Here is a 16,907-nt window from a genome sequence, read left to right on the forward strand (position 1 = left end):
TGTTTTTTAGTCAGATAAATTTACATTCCGCGCGGGTGCCCAGCCTGCGTACTCTCGACTTTTTACTTTGTCCTGCATCAATAAAATAGCAAACATCTTTGATGCAAATCACTACATATAGAACTTAAAATGCGTCCCGGCCCTACATATGGTATCAATCGTCTATTATGTCACCATAACCCATCGTACTCTGGCGGTGGTGGGATGTGGATAAAAAGGGCCAAAACCGGAGCAACACGGCGGCAGGTATAGCCCCAGTGACTTCGGCAAGCTTTCCGCCTCTGTGGATAACCTGTTCTATAAAGTATGGAGTGATCATGACACCGCATGTGATGAAACGCGATGGCTGTAAAGTGCCGTTCAAGTCAGAGCGCATTAATGAAGCAATTCTGCGTGCAGCTAAAGCAGCGGGAGTCGATGACGCAGACTATTGCGCCACCGTCGCAGAAGTCGTTAGCCAGCAAATGCAAGGCCGCACTCAGGTTGATATCAACGAGATCCAGACCGCCGTTGAGAACCAGCTGATGGCCGGTCCGTACAAGCAACTGGCGCGCGCCTACATTGAATATCGCCATGACCGCGATAGCCAACGTGAAAAGCGCGGCCGGCTGAACCAGGAGATTCGTGGACTGGTTGAGCAGACCAACTCGGCGTTACTCAACGAGAACGCCAACAAAGACAGTAAAGTCATCCCGACCCAGCGCGACCTGCTGGCCGGTATCGTCGCCAAACATTACGCCCGTCAGCATCTGCTGCCGCACGACGTAGTCATGGCTCACGAACGTGGCGTGATTCACTATCACGATCTCGACTATTCGCCGTTCTTCCCGATGTTCAACTGTATGCTGATCGATCTGAAAGGCATGCTGACCCACGGCTTTAAGATGGGTAACGCCGAGATCGAACCGCCGAAGTCTATCTCTACCGCCACCGCCGTCACGGCACAGATTATTGCGCAGGTCGCCAGCCATATTTATGGCGGTACGACCATTAACCGTATTGATGAAGTGCTCGCGCCGTTCGTCACCGAGAGCTTCAATAAGCATCGTAAAATTGCCGAAGAGTGGCAGATCCCGGATGCCGAAGGTTACGCCCATTCTCGCACCGAAAAAGAGTGTTACGACGCCTTCCAGTCGCTGGAATACGAAGTGAATACCCTGCATACCGCCAATGGACAGACGCCTTTCGTCACCTTTGGCTTTGGCCTCGGCACCACCTGGGAATCCCGCCTGATTCAGCAGTCGATTCTACGTAATCGTATCGCTGGCCTCGGTAAAAACCGCAAAACGGCGGTGTTCCCGAAACTGGTCTTTGCGATTCGCGATGGCCTGAACCACAAGTTTGGCGATGCCAACTATGACATCAAGCAGCTGGCGCTGGAGTGCGCAAGCAAGCGCATGTACCCGGATATCCTCAACTACGATCAGGTGGTGAAGGTGACCGGTTCGTTTAAAACGCCAATGGGCTGCCGCAGCTTCCTCGGGGTGTGGGAAAATGAAAACGGCGAAGAAGTTCACGATGGGCGTAACAACATCGGGGTAATCAGCCTGAACCTGCCGCGCATTGCCCTGGAAGCCAAAGGCGACGAAGCGGTATTCTGGACGCTGCTGGACGAGCGCCTGCAGCTGGCGCGTAAAGCGCTGATGACGCGTATTGCGCGCCTCGAAGGGGTCAAAGCACGCGTGGCACCGATTCTGTATATGGAAGGGGCCTGCGGCGTGCGCCTGAAGGCCGATGACGACGTTTCTGAAATCTTCAAAAACGGTCGCGCGTCGATCTCCCTGGGCTACATCGGTATTCACGAAACCATTAACGCGCTGGCGGGCGACACCCACATGTACGACAGCGAAGCGCTGCGCGCTAAAGGCGTCGCTATCGTGCAGCGTCTGCGCGATGCCGTGGACCAATGGAAAGACGAAACCGGGTATGGTTTCAGCCTCTACAGCACGCCGAGCGAAAACCTCTGCGATCGCTTCTGTCGTCTGGATACCGCCGAATTTGGCGTGATCCCGGGCGTAACGGACAAGGGCTATTACACCAACAGCTTCCACCTCGACGTCGAGAAGAAGGTCAACCCGTACGATAAGATCGACTTCGAAGCGGCCTATCCGCCAATCGCCAACGGCGGCTTCATCTGCTACGGCGAGTACCCGAACATCCAGCACAACCTGAAAGCGCTGGAAGATGTCTGGGATTACAGCTATCAGCACGTGCCGTATTACGGCACCAACACGCCGATCGACGAGTGCTACGAGTGCGGCTTTACCGGTGAGTTCGAATGCACCAGTAAAGGCTTTACCTGCCCGAAATGCGGTAACCACGATGCCGCCCGCGTGTCGGTGACCCGTCGCGTGTGCGGCTATTTAGGCAGCCCGGACGCCCGTCCGTTCAACGCCGGGAAGCAGGAAGAGGTGAAACGCCGCGTCAAACACCTCGGCAACGGTCAACTCGGCTAATCTCGCCACCGTCACCCCGGATAGCGCCGCCAGCGGCCTGTCCGGGCTACAACGCACCAGCGTAGGTTTCCTCAAATCAGTTGGCGTTGTAGCAAAGCGGCAAACGAGTCAGTCCCGGGGAGCTTACTGGAGTAAGTGACCCGGGCGAGCGAGCGCAGCCAACGCTGCTGCGGCGTCAAATGAGAAGAGGAAACAATGAATTATCACCAATACTACCCCGTCGATATCGTCAACGGCCCTGGAACACGCTGCACCCTGTTTGTCTCCGGCTGCGTCCACGAATGCCCCGGCTGCTACAACAAAAGCACCTGGCGGCTGAACTCCGGCCAGCCTTTCACTCAGGAAATGGAAGACCGGATCATCGCCGACCTCAACGACACCCGCATCACCCGCCAGGGCCTGTCGCTCTCCGGCGGCGATCCGCTGCACCCGCAGAACGTGCCGCACATTCTGCGGTTGGTGAAGCGCATTCACGCGGAATGCAAAGGGAAAGATATCTGGGTCTGGACCGGCTACAAACTGGCGGAGCTGAACGACGCACAGATGGCGGTAGTGGATTTGATTAACGTGCTGATCGACGGCAAATTTGTGCAGGATTTAAAAGATCCGGCGCTGATCTGGCGCGGCAGCAGCAATCAGGTGGTTCACCACCTGCGTTGAGTTAAAAGCGGCTGACGCACTCCATCGCCACCGTTTTAAACTCGTCAAAACTGCGGGTGGTGGCAAGCCGGGCCATGGCGCGTTCGCGCAGGAAGGTCACGAAAATATCATAGATCGCCATCGCCTCTTCATACTCGCTCTTGCTGATCGCCAGCAAAAAGACGATGTGCGCGGTTTCGTCGCCCCAGACGATACCGTTGGGCGCAATGACGGTATAGACCACGGTTTTTTGCGCCAGCAGACCGAGGGCGTGAGGCAGCGCAATGCCGTCCCCCAGCATGGTGCTGACGATCGCTTCACGCTCCACCACCGAATCATGGAACCCGGCATCGACAAAACCTTCCTGCTGTAACTGCTGGCACAGTTCGGCAAACAGCGTCTGCTGGTCGACAGGTGCGTCGATCACCCGGAAATGGGCCTCATCGAAATACTTATTCAGCACCCAGGGGCGAGTCCGGTCCACCAGCACCAGCTTGCCAATTTGGTCCAGTTGATAATCCGTCGGGAATGGCGCAATGGTCACGACCGGCTTATCTTTTTCGCCAATCCACACGGTGGACACCACAAAATCTTCCGCGATGCTCTCCAGCTGTTCATATTCCCGCTGCGATAGCGTGGCGGCAATCTCAAGCTGCGGATACTTGCGCTGCAAAATCGCCTCGATCATCCGCACCATCGCGTTACTGGTGTCGCACACCAGCAGCACCCGCGGCTGGCGCTGATAGCCGATGTTGTAATGACGCTCCAGCCCGACGCCGACATGCAGCACCAGGAAACCAATTTCGTTTTCACTAATGGTATAGGGGGTATATTTACCCCAACTGCTCACCGCGGCGAGGGTCATATCCCACGACATCGGATAGTGCTGCTTAATATTATCGAGCAGCGGGTTGGGGATCATTATCTGATAGCGAACCCGGGTGATCATGGTCTTAATGTGGGTCAGCAGGTCGGCATGCAGTTGGGCGTCGTCCAGCAGGTTGTAGTTATACTGGCTGTTGATGTAGTTCAGGATGTAGTTCACCAGCGCTTCGCCATCGTCGGCGCTGATGGTGCCCGGATCGACGTCCTGAACCTGACGGGCGGCAAGGTGGACGCACAGCCACTCTTCTTCCGCCAGCGAGAGGGTTTTCCCCGCCTGCTGCTGCAGTACAGCGGCCAGATCCCGAGCGGCATCCCGTACGTTTTGCGCCACATCTTCAGCGCTAAATTCGGCCAGCGGATAGCCCTGGCTAACGCGATGGACCACCACGGCGCTGTACAGTCGGATAAAACGCTCCCCTTCATCGGTCAGGCGAACATGGTGGCGGGTCAGGATCTCCTGCAACACGCCCCCAAGCTGTTCCTGGACATCCGAATTTAACGCTTTTTCATCCATCAACGGGTTCAGCCCGCCCTGCTGCACCTGCTGCCACAGCAGATCGGTCAGGCAGGCGCGAATCGATACTTCGCTGCCGAACAAGCGCATACCGTGACGCGGACGCGTCTCCAGGGCCAGCTGATAGCGCTGAAAACGCTCGCGCACCTCGGCCATGTCATTTTGCAGAGTTGCGCGGCTGACGAACCACTCGTCCGCCAGGTCTTCAAGCTTGATAGAGAACGCCGAGGTCAAAAAGCGCACCAGTAGAAAGTTGATGCGGTCCTGGGCAGTGCGCGGAATATGCTGCGGTTTCGGCGCGCTGGCCTCCAGGGTCTGATAGCGCGACGGATCGTCGATTTTCAGTTGATAGCCGCTGCCGCGGGTCAGAATAAATTGCGCGCCGTAATGCTCTAACAGCGCGTTAAGTGCGGTGATATCGGCGCGAACGGTACGGGTAGAAACCGACAGCCGCTGCGCCAGTTCATCCTGGGGCAGCGTTTCGTTTTGCAGCAAGGTAAACAGTTGCGCTAAACGTTGGTTGGGAAATCGCATGTCAGTTCCTTCTCTTTACGGCTCACGGTTGAGCGGATATCACCATCTGTGATGGGCTGCCTACCGGGGTGTATTCCGGAGCAAAAGTCAGTTTGCCGCTCCTGGCCGCAACGCTAAAACGGGTAATATTATCACTGCGTTGGTTCATGACGTACAGCCATTGCCCCTGATTATCCAGGGTCAACGTGCGGGGGTAGTCGCCACGGGTCCAGATATCTTCCTGATGGCTCAGGCTGCCGTCGGCCAGCACGCTAAAATGCGCAATGCTGTTATGCAGACGGTTGGCGACATACAGCTGCTTCCCGTCGGGGCTGAGTACCAGGCCTGCGGCGAAACTGGTGCCTTTGTACTCCTTCGGCAGCGCGGAGATCGTTTTGCCCTCGCGCAGCAGCCCGCTTTTCTTATCCAGATGATAGAAGGTCAGCGTCGAGGCTTCTTCGTTAATCAGCCACAGGCCGTCGCCCTTCGGCGTAAAGACAAAGTGACGTGGCCCGGCCCCTTCCGACGACGCGGCAATAAACGGCGGGTCGTTCGGCGTCAGGGTACCGTTGCGGTTATCGAACCGGTACTGATAGATACGATCCAGCCCCAGATCGGTGGAAAACACATATTGCCCGCTCGGATCGGCGGCGATCATATGGGCATGAGGGCCGTTATGATCGCTGATGGCGAAGCTGCCCTCAACGGCCGCCGCCGGGCTTTCCGCACCGGCCGGGCCTTCGTCCTGGTGGCTATCCACCGCCTCACCCAGGCTGCCATCGTCTTTCACCGGCAACACCGCAACCGACCCGCTAACGTAGTTCGCCACCAGCAGATGACGACCGTCCGGCGTCAGCGACAAATACACCGGCCCGGCCCCCGCCGAAGAGACCTGATTGAGATCGGTCAGCTCACCATTGGATTCAATCCGCCACGCCTGTACCACGCCCTTTTCGACTTCGCTAGCGGCATACAGGGTTTTACCATCCCGCGACACGGTCAACTGCGCGACGTTCTGCAACGAACTGACCAGCGCTTTATCACGGAGCGCGCCGGTTTTCGCGTCGACGGTAAACCGGTACAGCCCCTCCCCGTTGGGATTATAGGTACCGACCCAGGCATAATGGGTTTGCGCACAGGCGGTGGTAGCCAGCAGGGAAAGTGATGCAGCAAGCAGGTGACGAGCGGTTGGCATAGCGACTCCTTGAGGGTGCAATGAGGTGTTTCCACGCGCACGTTTAGCGATCGGTACGTGCGCGCGGCGAGGATGACAATCCTACTTAACGAGCGCTTTAGTCATCTCCAGCAGCTGGCGAACGTCCGCCGGGCGGGTATGACCGCTTTCTTTATCAATAATAGAGCTATAAATGTGCGGGATAATTTTACTGACCCCGGCATCCAACGCAATCTGCAGGATCTCACTGTAGTTTTCCAGGTCGATCCCGCCGGTCGGCTCCAGCCAGAAATCATGGCGGGCACAGGCCTGCGCCACTGCCAGAAACTCGTCACGGTGCTTCAGGCCGCCCATCGGGAAGTATTTGATCGAGCTGCCGCCCATATCTTTCAACAGCGCGATGGCGGTTTCCAGCGGCACGATGCCCTCTGGCGCCGCGCTGCTCAGCGGGCCGGTTGAAATTTTAACCATACCCGGCGTGCCGGTCGGCGAGACCAGACCGTTCACCACGGTGTCATTCTGCCCCAGCAGCGCACGGCTGGTCGCCACCCCGGTAAAGACCTGGTTAACGTGCTGCGGCTGCACCTGACGAGAAATTTCACTGACCATCGCCGACTGGTTCGGGTCTCCCGCTCCCAGACCGACCGACAGCGCGTTATCGATGAGCTGCGCATATTCACGCATATCCGCCACCGCACTCGCCACGTCAGGATAGTTCTTAGAGAGCACACCCACCAGGACGTGACCTTCTGCCGCCTCGTAAATCTCACGGGCGTTCTCTTTGCTGCCCGCCAGGACGTTCAGGCAGACGCGGTCACGGTAAAAATTTGGGGTCAGTTTCATGCTTTTTTCTCCTTGTTCAGAACCTCGGCGATGCGACGAGCGACAATCTCCAGCTGCTGCGCGTTCACGCTGCGGACATCGGCTTCAATAATCCCTTCGTTAGCTTTGTAGCCACGGAAGTAGATAGCGTATTCACCCTGCTTTAATGCCTCCACCAGCTCGCCGGTGGCGATGCCGGTGACGGCCTCATCAAATTTAATTTCGGCACGAGCGATGTCACGCCCGGCGCTGTCCCAGACCACGCGGCCGGTCACGCCCTCAAGGGTATTCAGTTGGTTAATGAACGGCGTCATTTTGGCCACCATCTCATCACCGCTCTCTTTACGCGCCGTCAGATAGTGTTCGATGGCGCAGGTCAGGCCGAGGATCCCCTCTTTGCCCACTTTCATCGCCCGGCCAATGCCCGCCGACTGACGTTTTACCCACTCAATATACTGGGTTTTACCCACCACCAGACCGCTGGTCGGCCCTTCGATCGCCTTCGCGCCGCTGTAAATCACCAGGTCAGCGCCGGCGCGGTAGTAGCACTGCAGATCTTCTTCCGCAGCCGCATCAACGATTAGCGGCAGGTTATGCTTGCGCGCCACCACGACCGCCTGCTCGACGCTGAGCATGCTTTTCTGTACGCAGTGGTGCGATTTAATGTACAGAATCGCCGCCGTGCGTGGAGTAATTGCCGCCGCCAGCTGGTCGGCAGAACATTCGTTGGCGTAGCCCGCTTCCACCAGCTTGCCGCCCCCCAGCGCCACCATCGAGCCCACCGGCGCGCCGAAGTTAACGTTGTGGCCTTTCGGCAGGACGATTTCATTGTTTTCAATCGGCGTGACGTGCAGGTTTTCCAGCAGCCAGGCGCTGTCTTTCACCAGCACCGCCGCGACCGACTGGGCAATTCCCGCCGAGGCGCAGGAGACAACGGTAGCCCCTTCCACTTCCAGCAGATTCGCAATATATTCGCCGGTCTTGTTCACCAGATCTTTCATTTCGAAGTAGTGATTCATGCCGCTCATCACCGCATCCACCACTTCAGGACGCGGCGTGGAAACGCCCAGCGCCGTCATGCGACCGGATGTATTAATGACTTGTTTTAGATTGTATTTCTCAAAAATTGAAGGCATTTTCCGCGCTCCCTTGTTCGGTCAGATAGCCCTTGCCTGCGCGAATCGCGGCAAGCGGCACCAGAATATTGTCAGCCTGCAGGCTCTCTTTTTCCGCGTCGACCAGCAGGGTTGGCGCATGCTCGACGGTAAACAGCGTTAAATCGGCATCGAACCCGACCGCCAGCCGCCCTTTGTGCTTCAGGCGCAGACCCTCTGCGGCCCCGGCGGTCACGCAGTCAATCACCTGTGGCAGCGACATACCGATGGCGAGAAACTTCGACATCACCAGCGCCAGCGAGCGGACCGGACCGTCGATACGGTTACGGCAGTAAATATCGGAGCTGATGGTGTGCGGCAGGATCCCCATCGCAATGGCCCGACGCGCCACCTCAAAGCTGAAGCTGGCGGTGCCGTGGCCGACATCAAGACGTACGCCGCGTTGCAGCGCGCGGGTGATCGACGCGCGCAGCTCGCCGGAAGGGGCCAGGATGCGGTTCGGTTTGCCGTTATAGCAGTGGGTGATGATGTCGCCTGCGCTCAGCAGATCGGCAATCTCATCGAGGTTCGGCGGGTTATTACCGATATGCACCATCAGCGGCAGATCGCCGTTTTCCTGCTGAATAGTTTTCGCCCGCTCCAGCGGGGTAATGCCGTTTTCGCCGACCACGCTGCTGCTCATGCGCGCTTTCAGGCCAACGATAAAATCCGGGTGGCGTTTGACCGCCTGCCGCACCGCATCAGCATCGATATTGGCCATATTGGCCAGTTCGTTCTGGGCAATCAGCCCGACGCGGGAGATATTGAGCAGCGCGTAGACCTCGGTCGCCGCCTCACGGGTCAGTTGATAAAAATCATCCACATCGTCTGCGCCGGTGCTGCCGGCATCGATCACGGTGGTGACGCCGCAGGCTATGCCAACGCTATCCGGCTGGTCGTGATAAATCGGTGAGCTCGGGTAGCAGTGGACGTGGGAGTCAATCCAGCCGGCGCTGACATAATAATGACCCTGCAGCTCGACGGTTTTGTGCGATGGCGCGTTAATCTCGCCCAGCGCGGCAATTTTTCCGTCCTGGATGGCAATATCGGTCAGGGTATCGTCGACGAGGCGCGCACGGCGCAGGAGTAAATCAAACATACGTATCTCCTGTTAAGGCGGGCGCCTGAGCGCCCGTGAGTATCAAAGCGCAACCGGGAAGATGGAACCTAAAATCATCGCCCCGAGGATCGCGCCGCCGGTGATCGGCTTCTGCCAGATGTAAAACAGCAGCGCCCCGAGCAGAGAACCGATGCCGATAGGAATAGAGGCGGTCATCGCGCTGAGGATAATCAACGGCCCAAGGAAGCGACCGGAGGCGTTACCCGCGCCCATCATGACGTCGGCGCCGTAGGTCGAGTTACTCTGGTTAACCGTGAATTTACGCGCCAGGATAATGATGTAGCCAATGGCCACGCCGATAATCAGGCCGGTTGCCAGGGAAGCGGCAAAATTCGCCACCGGGAAGATGATGCCCGCGCCCAGCAGCAGCGCCGGCACCCCGAGGCCAACCCCGGTCTGAATCGCCCCGCCGATATCAAGAATACCGACCAGCGAACCTTCGATGATGCGGGCAAACAGGAAGCTCGCGCCAAACGCCGCCACCGCACCGTACACGCCGGTGTCGATCCCGGATTTCAGCATCGCGACGAAGGCGACTTCGTTAAACGCGCCGATGCCGTAGAGGTAGTACATGTGTGTCCCGGCGAATACCCCGGAAGAGAGCAGGCCGACAAAGATCGGGAATGACCAGTCCGCGTACCAAAAACCTTTATTCTGTTCCATGCGTTATCCCCTTATTTACCGCTCAGCGCGCTATGCAGCAGATCCAGCCAGTTCGGCACGGTCATGTGGAAGGACTCAATCATCTTCATGTCGAATCCACGGAAGAAGCCGCTCAGCACGAACAGGGCGATAATGGCCGTCATCATGATTTTGGTGACGCGGTTCCAGCCGGCGTCTTCAACGCCTTTACCGATCAGAATGCCCAGGACCAGACCCGGTACGGCGTTGCCCATAATCAGCTGCGCAGCGCCGCCGAAAATAGTCGCCCAGAAGCCTGATTTCTTACCGGCATCGATAGCGGCTAACCAGAAGATAACCGGCATGATGATGTTCACCAGCAGGTTAGCCGCAGGCACCAGCACTTTCACCGCCGTGACCTGTAGCGCTTCCGGTACTGCGGAGGCCGTAGAGTTAAGGAATGCCACCACCACCATGCCGATGAAGCCGCAGGCAATGGCCATTTTCTTCGGATCGTGTAGCGTTTCTGCCACGTTACGATTTTTGAGCATCAGGGCTGAGGTGCCCCAGTGCGGGATAATGCGGTGGTCGACGTCCTGGGTGAAAGCCCCCGCTGCAACGGACGATGCCCAGGCGTTAAAGAAGAAGCCCAGACCAAAGGAGAAATGGGAAGCCGGATCGCCCTCACAGGAATTCAGCTCGCCCAAGGTACGAAACGCCCCCATCCCCTGGGTGGTAGGCGCATGAAACATGCGTGCCGCTCCGGCGCCCACACCGACGCCGACCAGGCCGCCGATAATGAGCGATTTTATTAAAATTATCAGGAACATAGTTTAACCCTATGATGAGATTCAGGTTTGCGTGACAAAATCCACTTGATCGACATTGATGGCCGTCACGGTGACGGTGACATCCAGCTCCACGCTGTAGGTCCGTCGTTCACGGCGCAGAAAGAAGAACAGAAATGCTTCTTTACGCACCGCTTCACGCGCATGAACAACCTTCACATCCTGTGGCTCAATACGCAGTAAGATCTGCGGTGAAGTACCCATCACCGCTGCCTGTACATGGTTCAGGGCATCGGCAAAGGCGCGCGTTTTGCTTTCGCCTTTGCCCTTGACGCTCACCGTGGTGGTGAATTGTTGTTTCATACTCACGCGCCGTATTTCTTTTTCCAGGCTTCTACCAGGCGCTCGCCCAGCTCTTCTTTATCCATAAAGCCGAAACCCAGTACGTTGTAGCCTTCGTTGATGGCGGTCACGCCTTCATCCACGGAACGCATGCCATATTTCGCTTTATAGCCATGCTTGTTTTGCGCGGTAATCGCCCCTGCACCACCGCTGCCGCAGAAGGAGATGCCAAAGGTGGCATTCTCGGCTTTCATCACGTCACCCAGCTTCATATCCGCGGCAACGCCCGGAACCACCACGGCACGCGCGCCGGCTTTCTCTGCACCTGCAGCGACTTTTTGGCCTTTTCCCAGACGATCGCCGATTACGATAGTAATTTGTTCCATTTTTTACTCCTTACAGGTTGTCTTTTGCGACTTCGAAGTGGACTGACAGCAGCCAGGACTCTTCTTCTGGCAGGTTGCCAAATTCCGCGACCACTTCGCGAGCAAGCATCATTGAATCTTCTGAAATCTCTTCAAACAGGCTGGCATCCACTTCCGGCAGCGGCTCGCCGCTAATCGACCGGTGGGCCATGGCCCGGACGTGGGAAGTCAGCATCTGCTCCTGGACGGCGTTGGGGATGATATTGCGACGACTTAACAGTGCATAAACCTGCTGCAGCATCTTCTCAGCCAGCTGTTCAGTTTGCGTCGCCTGCTCCCCTACGTCGTTTATTACCGCTCCGTTATTCACTTGTGTTACCCCGTTGATGTCTCTGGGGATAAAACTAGCGCCGGGGGGCAGGAGTTTGTAGCGAGTTGTTTTCCACTTCGAAGTGGAAAGGCGCACGGAGGGCGTGATCGATTGCACAAAATTGCGCTGATCGAGGCGTTTTCAGCGAAATCACGTGATAGCTATCACAAGAAAATGCCTGCATAGCGGGTCGCGGCGGCTGGGATAACCATGAAAGAAAAAGGGAAAAGTGTGATGTCGATGGGGTTTTATCGCGAGAAAGGCGCAGGAGGCATCGATGGATGCCTCCTGAAACAGAACTTAGCGGTACTTCTTATGGTAGGTGTTGCGGGTCGTTTTAAACTCTTCCGCGGCGGCCTGCGCCTCTTTCACCTTCCCTTCGTTCGCCAGCTTAAGCGCACCGTCAATCTGGCCGATCAGAATATCCAGACCATGGCGGTAATCTTTCATTTCGGCGCTGTCCGCTGCTTTACCTTCCAGCTTTGGCGGGGTGTCTTGCTGCGCATCTACGGCAGCAGTGCGCATCTTAGTTAGCGCCGCTTTCAGTTCGCCCGCATCGGAGGTTTTCTGCACCACCTGCAGGTTTTCTGCAAGGGTATCCATATCTTCGCCCAGGTCCGCCGCGAACGCCGACACGGAGCTCATCGCCAGCGCTGAGACAGCCAGCATTGCTAACAGTTTTTTACGCATTGCTCACTTCCTTTTTTATTATTTAAGCACAAGGAAAAGGCGCCTCATGGGCGCCCCTCTACACCGGATTGTTCAATCTGCATCTCGAATGATCCGGTATATCACGCCGTTACTGCCCGGCGATTTTCATCTCTGGCAGCAGCACGGAACCGCACTGAATATTGCTGCGGGTCTCGATATCGTCACCGACGGTCACGATATTACGCCACATATCTTTCAGATTTCCTGCAATGGTGATTTCACTGACCGGATACTGAATTTCACCGTTCTCAACCCAGAAACCGGATGCACCACGTGAATAATCACCGGTCACACCACTGACACCCTGCCCCATCAATTCGGTGACGACAAGCCCGGTACCCATCTCTTTAAGCAACTTTTCAAAACTCAGGCCGCGGCCGTTGATCCGCCAGTTGTGGATGCCGCCCGCGTGCCCGGTGCTGGTCATCCCCAGCTTACGCGCCGAATAGTTGGTCAGCAGCCACTGCGTCAACACGCCATCTTTAATAATGTCGCGGCGTTCAGTCCGCACGCCTTCGCTATCAAACGGTGTGGAGGCCAGGCCTTTCAGCAGATGCGGGTGCTCTTCAATGGTCAGCCACTCCGGCAGGATCTGCTGGCCGAGAGAATCCAGCAGGAAGGTCGATTTGCGATAGACCGCGCCGCCGGCAATCGCGCCGACGAGGTGGCCAAACAGCCCGGTAGCCACTTCATTGGCAAAAATCACCGGTGCTTTCATGGTCGAAAGCTTGCGCGGTGCCAGGCGCGACAGCGTCCGGCGGGCGCACTCGTCACCGACCCACTCCGGGGTCTGTAAATCTTCAATCGCCCGGCCGATGGTGTAGGCGTAATCGCGCTCCATGTCACCGTTCTCTTCGGCGATCACGCAGCTGGATAGCGAATGACGGGTTGAGCAGTAGCTCTGCAACATGCCGTGGCTGTTACCAAAGACCTTAATACCGTAGTGGCTGTTGAAGCTGCCGCCTTCGGTATTGGTGATACGTTTGTCGGCCTGGAGCGCCACCTGTTCAGCACGTGAGGCCAGCTCAATCGCCTGATCCGGGGTCACTTCCGCCGGGTGGAACAGGTCGAGATCCGGGGCATCAAAGGCCAGCAGGGATTTATCTGCCACGCCTGCAAACGGATCCGGTGAAGTGTAGCGGGCGATGTCCAGTGCCGCCTGCACCGTGCGGGCAATAGCCTGCGGGCTGAGGTCGGTGGAGGAGGCGCTGCCCTTGCGGTTCTGGTGATAAACGGTGATGCCTAACGCACCATCGCTGTTAAATTCAACGTTCTCCACCTCGCCGTAGCGGGTGCTGACACTGATGCCGGTGGTTTTGCTGACGGAGACTTCCGCACCGTCTGATTTGCCTGCCGCCAGTTCCAGCGCCGTGGTCACGGCCTCTTCCAGCGCCTTACGCTGTTGTGCAACTTGAGAGATGACTTTCATCGCTAATGCCATAATGTAGGAAGGAGTTAATTGAAGTCTAACAGAGAACCGTTTTTCAGTGCGCGCCTTAACTGGTAACATTAGCCTCTTTTTTTAAGGAGCCTGAGATGACAAAGCAGCCCGATGACTGGCTCGACGACGTGCCCGGTGATGACGTTGAAGATGAAGACGATGAAATTATCTGGGTCAGTAAAAGTGAAATTAAACGCGACGCTGAAGAACTGAAGCGTCTTGGCGCCGAAATGGTAGAGCTTGGGAAAAACGCGCTGGATAAGATCCCGCTCGATACCGACCTGCGTGACGCCATTGAACTCGCCCAACGTATCAAGAAAGAAGGCCGCCGCCGCCAGATGCAGCTGATTGGTAAAATGCTGCGCAGCCGCGATGTCGATCCGATTCGCCAGGCGTTAGATAAGCTGAAGAACCGCCACAACCAGCAGGTTGCGCTGTTCCATAAGCTGGAGATGATTCGCGACCGTCTGATTGCCGAAGGCGATGACGCGGTACCGGAAGTATTGAACCTGTGGCCTGACGCCGACCGTCAGCAGCTGCGCTCGCTGATCCGTAACGCCAAGAAAGAGAAAGAAGGCAACAAGCCGCCAAAATCCGCGCGCCTGATCTTCCAGTATCTACGCGAGCTGGCCGAAGGCGAAAGCTAATCCCTTTCCGCCACCCCGGTCAGCCCCGCGCGACCGGGGAATGTCCCGGATGGCGGCGCCCTGCGCCTTATCCGGGCTACCATCCCGTACCATACCTGTAGCCCGGTCAGCGTAGCGCGACCGGGGAATGTCCCGGATGGCGGCGTTCTGCGCCTTATCCAGGCAACCATCCCGTACCATGCCTGTAGCCCGGTCAGCGTAGCGCCACCGGGGGAATGTCCCGGATGGCGGCGTTCTGCGCCTTATCCGGGCTACCATCCCGTACCATACCTGTAGCCCGGTCAGCCTCGCGCGACCGGGGAATGTCCCGGATGGCGGCGTTCTGCGCCTTATCCGGGCTACGGTTTCTGTATGCCCACCCCGGCCATCACCCGCTCGCATAAATCCCGAGCAAAACGCTGATATTGCCCGGCATCAATCGCCTGAGGATAGCTCAGCACCAGCAATTCATGATCGGCCAGCCCCGCATGATAGGTCGGATGACAATGCGGCCAGCGGTTGGCATGAAAACCCATCGTTTCATAAAAACGCAGACGCTTACGGGCAATCTCCGTCGTTAACGGATCGATTTCCAGAATAGTTAACGGCGCACGCTCGAGGATCCCGGCCAGCAGGCGTTTGCCATAGCCGCGGGAGCGCAAGGTTGCGTCAATCGCCAGATGTTCAATGTAGCAGTAGCCGGCAAACTGCCAGCAGCCGCTCAGACCGATAAACAACTCTCCATCGAACCATGCTTCCAGCGCATAGTGCGGATCGCGCAGCGCCTGCTGCTTTGCCGCTGGCTCCCGCTGCTCATGCCACGGAAACGCATTGGCGTACAGGGCATCAACGGCAGGAAAGTGCGGCGCGTCGGTCGCGGTGATGTGTCGCGATATGAGCATAACGGCATCCATTCCTGAGGGACAAAAAGAAATCTGCCCTCACAGGGAGAGCAGAGAGAGGCGCATGTGGCGGTTATTCTGCCGCCGCGGCCTTGCTTGCCAGTTTATCGAGCAGCTTCTGATGAATGCCGCCGAAGCCGCCGTTGCTCATCACCAGAATGTGGTCGCCCGGATGTGCGGTTTTGACCACCATATCGGCCAGCACATCGACATCGGCGCTCCAGTGCGCCGGCTGGACGCAGGCTTCCGCCACTTCCGCCACCTGCCATGGAATATGCTGGGGCTGTAGCAGGAACACTTCGTCGGCGCGCCCCAGGGACGGCGCCAGATCGTCTTTGCAGACGCCCATTTTCATGGTGTTGGAGCGTGGTTCCAGCACCGCCAGAATACGGGCGGTACCACCGACTTTACCGCGCAGCGCTTGCAGGGTGGCCAGAATCGCCGTCGGGTGATGGGCAAAATCGTCGTACACGGTGACGCCGTTGGCTTCACCACGCAGCTCAAGGCGGCGGCGGGCGTTGATAAAGCCGCCCAGGGCATTGGCGGCATCGGCCGGCAACACGCCAACATGACGGGCCGCGGCAATCGCCATCAGACCGTTATGCATGTTGTGTTCGCCCACCAGATCCCACTTCACTTCCCCGGCTTTCTCGCCATCAAGCCATACTTCCCACTGCGAAGCATCGGCGTTCAGCTTCTTCGCCTGCCAGCGGCCCTGCTCGCCCACCAGCTCCTGCTCGCTCCAGCAGCCCATCGCCATGGTCTGTTTCAGATTGATGTCGTTTTCCGGCAGGATAATTTTTCCCTGGCCCGGCACGATACGCACCAGATGGTGGAACTGCTTCTGAATAGCTTTCAGGTCGTCAAAGATGTCCGCGTGATCGAACTCAAGGTTATTGAGGATCAGCGTGCGCGGGCAATAGTGAACAAATTTGGAACGCTTATCGAAGAAGGCGCAGTCGTACTCATCCGCTTCAATAACGAAGAACGGGCTGTCGCCCAGACGCGCGGAGACCTCAAAGTTACCCGGCACGCCACCGATGACAAAGCCCGGCTTATAGCCGCAGGCTTCAAGGATCCACGTTGCCATTCCGGCGGTGGTGGTTTTACCGTGGGTGCCCGCAACCGCCAGAACCCAGCGATCGCGCAGGACGAAATCATGCAGCCACTGCGGGCCAGACATGTACGGAATGTTGTTTTCCAGCACCGCTTCCACGCACGGGTTTCCGCGCGTCATCGCGTTACCAATGATCACCAGATCCGGCCGGGGCTCCAGCTGGCTGGCATCATATCCTTGAATTAAATTGATTCCCTGGTTTTCCAGCAGGGTGCTCATTGGCGGATAGACGTTAGCATCCGACCCCGTTACCTCATGACCGAGGGAGCGAGCCAGCATGGCCAGTCCCCCCATAAACGTGCCACAGATACCTAAAATATGAATGCGCATTCGTCGTTTCCCTTTTT

At 57.4% G+C, this 16,907-nt stretch carries 17 protein-coding genes; 3 read left to right on the forward strand and 14 right to left on the reverse strand.

Annotated features, from left to right (window positions below):
- Positions 1 to 317 precede the first annotated feature (317 nt).
- Positions 318 to 2,456 (forward strand): anaerobic ribonucleoside-triphosphate reductase, encoded by a 2,139-nt coding sequence (nrdD, locus tag ACMYSP_RS10035; RefSeq protein ID WP_434586594.1) that lies wholly within the window; start codon positions 318 to 320, stop codon positions 2,454 to 2,456.
- A gap of 195 nt (positions 2,457 to 2,651) precedes the next feature.
- On the forward strand, positions 2,652 to 3,116 hold the full coding sequence (gene nrdG, locus ACMYSP_RS10040; RefSeq protein WP_434586595.1) for an anaerobic ribonucleoside-triphosphate reductase-activating protein: 465 nt from the start codon (positions 2,652 to 2,654) through the stop codon (positions 3,114 to 3,116).
- 1 nt (position 3,117) lies between these two features.
- Here nrdG and ACMYSP_RS10045 read toward each other — a convergent pair whose 3' ends face one another.
- The 12 genes from ACMYSP_RS10045 to pmbA all read right to left on the reverse strand — a co-directional run bounded on the left by ACMYSP_RS10045 (position 3,118) and on the right by pmbA (position 13,915).
- On the reverse strand, positions 3,118 to 5,028 hold the full coding sequence (locus tag ACMYSP_RS10045; protein ID WP_434586597.1) for a BglG family transcription antiterminator: 1,911 nt from the start codon (positions 5,026 to 5,028) through the stop codon (positions 3,118 to 3,120).
- Between the two features lie 22 nt (positions 5,029 to 5,050).
- Complete coding sequence (locus ACMYSP_RS10050) at positions 5,051 to 6,202, reverse strand: lactonase family protein (RefSeq protein ID WP_434586598.1); 1,152 nt, start codon at positions 6,200 to 6,202, stop codon at positions 5,051 to 5,053.
- Between the two features lie 81 nt (positions 6,203 to 6,283).
- Entirely contained in the window at positions 6,284 to 7,024 is a 741-nt protein-coding gene (gene dagF / locus ACMYSP_RS10055) for a 2-dehydro-3-deoxy-phosphogluconate aldolase (protein WP_434586599.1), read from the reverse strand.
- Positions 7,021 to 8,139 (reverse strand): DgaE family pyridoxal phosphate-dependent ammonia lyase, encoded by a 1,119-nt coding sequence (locus ACMYSP_RS10060; RefSeq protein ID WP_434586600.1) that lies wholly within the window; start codon positions 8,137 to 8,139, stop codon positions 7,021 to 7,023. The genes dagF and ACMYSP_RS10060 overlap by 4 nt, the downstream gene beginning before the upstream one ends.
- Positions 8,123 to 9,256: an amidohydrolase/deacetylase family metallohydrolase gene (locus ACMYSP_RS10065; RefSeq protein WP_434586602.1), complete on the reverse strand. Its 1,134-nt coding sequence runs from the start codon at positions 9,254 to 9,256 to the stop codon at positions 8,123 to 8,125. Before ACMYSP_RS10065 ends, ACMYSP_RS10060 begins: the two co-directional genes overlap by 17 nt.
- Before the next feature lie 42 nt (positions 9,257 to 9,298).
- Entirely contained in the window at positions 9,299 to 9,940 is a 642-nt protein-coding gene (locus tag ACMYSP_RS10070; protein ID WP_434586603.1) for a DUF4310 family protein, read from the reverse strand.
- Between the two features lie 11 nt (positions 9,941 to 9,951).
- On the reverse strand, positions 9,952 to 10,728 hold the full coding sequence (locus ACMYSP_RS10075) for a DUF4311 domain-containing protein (RefSeq protein ID WP_434586605.1): 777 nt from the start codon (positions 10,726 to 10,728) through the stop codon (positions 9,952 to 9,954).
- A 21-nt stretch (positions 10,729 to 10,749) separates the two neighbouring features.
- The gene (locus ACMYSP_RS10080; protein ID WP_434586607.1) at positions 10,750 to 11,049 is read right to left on the reverse strand and encodes a DUF4312 family protein; all 300 of its coding nucleotides are present in this window, start codon (positions 11,047 to 11,049) and stop codon (positions 10,750 to 10,752) included.
- A gap of 2 nt (positions 11,050 to 11,051) precedes the next feature.
- A complete protein-coding gene (locus ACMYSP_RS10085; RefSeq protein WP_123757892.1) occupies positions 11,052 to 11,414 on the reverse strand; it encodes an SFCGS family glycine-rich protein in 363 nt (120 codons plus the stop codon).
- Positions 11,415 to 11,424: 10 nt separating this feature from the next.
- Positions 11,425 to 11,763 (reverse strand): glycine dehydrogenase, encoded by a 339-nt coding sequence (locus ACMYSP_RS10090; RefSeq protein WP_434586608.1) that lies wholly within the window; start codon positions 11,761 to 11,763, stop codon positions 11,425 to 11,427.
- Positions 11,764 to 12,063: 300 nt separating this feature from the next.
- Positions 12,064 to 12,453 carry a cytochrome b562 gene (gene cybC, locus ACMYSP_RS10095; RefSeq protein WP_434586609.1) on the reverse strand — a complete coding sequence of 130 codons (390 nt, stop codon included), beginning with the start codon at positions 12,451 to 12,453 and terminating at the stop codon, positions 12,064 to 12,066.
- Positions 12,454 to 12,562: 109 nt separating this feature from the next.
- On the reverse strand, positions 12,563 to 13,915 hold the full coding sequence (gene pmbA / locus ACMYSP_RS10100; RefSeq protein ID WP_434586610.1) for a metalloprotease PmbA: 1,353 nt from the start codon (positions 13,913 to 13,915) through the stop codon (positions 12,563 to 12,565).
- Positions 13,916 to 14,010: 95 nt separating this feature from the next.
- Here pmbA and yjgA point away from each other — a divergent pair, with 95 nt between their 5' ends.
- Positions 14,011 to 14,562, forward strand: coding sequence for a ribosome biogenesis factor YjgA (gene yjgA / locus ACMYSP_RS10105; RefSeq protein ID WP_434586611.1), 552 nt, complete (start codon positions 14,011 to 14,013; stop codon positions 14,560 to 14,562).
- Between the two features lie 338 nt (positions 14,563 to 14,900).
- Here yjgA and ACMYSP_RS10110 read toward each other — a convergent pair whose 3' ends face one another.
- Positions 14,901 to 15,443 carry a GNAT family N-acetyltransferase gene (locus ACMYSP_RS10110; protein WP_434586613.1) on the reverse strand — a complete coding sequence of 181 codons (543 nt, stop codon included), beginning with the start codon at positions 15,441 to 15,443 and terminating at the stop codon, positions 14,901 to 14,903.
- 73 nt (positions 15,444 to 15,516) lie between these two features.
- The gene (gene mpl / locus ACMYSP_RS10115) at positions 15,517 to 16,890 is read right to left on the reverse strand and encodes a UDP-N-acetylmuramate:L-alanyl-gamma-D-glutamyl-meso-diaminopimelate ligase (protein ID WP_434586614.1); all 1,374 of its coding nucleotides are present in this window, start codon (positions 16,888 to 16,890) and stop codon (positions 15,517 to 15,519) included.
- Positions 16,891 to 16,907 lie beyond the last annotated feature (17 nt).

The sequence above is a fragment of the Klebsiella sp. R390 genome, from assembly GCF_051131745.1.
Taxonomy (GTDB): Bacteria; Pseudomonadota; Gammaproteobacteria; order Enterobacterales; family Enterobacteriaceae; genus Klebsiella.

Bases quoted from the DNA above. Each gene is read 5' to 3' on its own strand.
- ACMYSP_RS10075 (WP_434586605.1), bottom strand. From the start codon at position 10,728: ATGTTCCTGATAATTTTAATAAAATCGCTCATTATCGGCGGCCTGGTC.
- ACMYSP_RS10065 (WP_434586602.1), bottom strand. From the start codon at position 9,256: ATGTTTGATTTACTCCTGCGCCGTGCGCGCCTCGTCGACGATACCCTG.
- nrdG (WP_434586595.1), top strand. From the start codon at position 2,652: ATGAATTATCACCAATACTACCCCGTCGATATCGTCAACGGCCCTGGA.
- yjgA (WP_434586611.1), top strand. From the start codon at position 14,011: ATGACAAAGCAGCCCGATGACTGGCTCGACGACGTGCCCGGTGATGAC.
- nrdD (WP_434586594.1), top strand. From the start codon at position 318: ATGACACCGCATGTGATGAAACGCGATGGCTGTAAAGTGCCGTTCAAG.
- mpl (WP_434586614.1), bottom strand. From the start codon at position 16,890: ATGCGCATTCATATTTTAGGTATCTGTGGCACGTTTATGGGGGGACTG.
- cybC (WP_434586609.1), bottom strand. From the start codon at position 12,453: ATGCGTAAAAAACTGTTAGCAATGCTGGCTGTCTCAGCGCTGGCGATG.
- ACMYSP_RS10045 (WP_434586597.1), bottom strand. From the start codon at position 5,028: ATGCGATTTCCCAACCAACGTTTAGCGCAACTGTTTACCTTGCTGCAA.
- ACMYSP_RS10070 (WP_434586603.1), bottom strand. From the start codon at position 9,940: ATGGAACAGAATAAAGGTTTTTGGTACGCGGACTGGTCATTCCCGATC.
- ACMYSP_RS10060 (WP_434586600.1), bottom strand. From the start codon at position 8,139: ATGCCTTCAATTTTTGAGAAATACAATCTAAAACAAGTCATTAATACA.
- ACMYSP_RS10110 (WP_434586613.1), bottom strand. From the start codon at position 15,443: ATGCTCATATCGCGACACATCACCGCGACCGACGCGCCGCACTTTCCT.
- ACMYSP_RS10080 (WP_434586607.1), bottom strand. From the start codon at position 11,049: ATGAAACAACAATTCACCACCACGGTGAGCGTCAAGGGCAAAGGCGAA.
- ACMYSP_RS10050 (WP_434586598.1), bottom strand. From the start codon at position 6,202: ATGCCAACCGCTCGTCACCTGCTTGCTGCATCACTTTCCCTGCTGGCT.
- ACMYSP_RS10085 (WP_123757892.1), bottom strand. From the start codon at position 11,414: ATGGAACAAATTACTATCGTAATCGGCGATCGTCTGGGAAAAGGCCAA.
- pmbA (WP_434586610.1), bottom strand. From the start codon at position 13,915: ATGGCATTAGCGATGAAAGTCATCTCTCAAGTTGCACAACAGCGTAAG.
- dagF (WP_434586599.1), bottom strand. From the start codon at position 7,024: ATGAAACTGACCCCAAATTTTTACCGTGACCGCGTCTGCCTGAACGTC.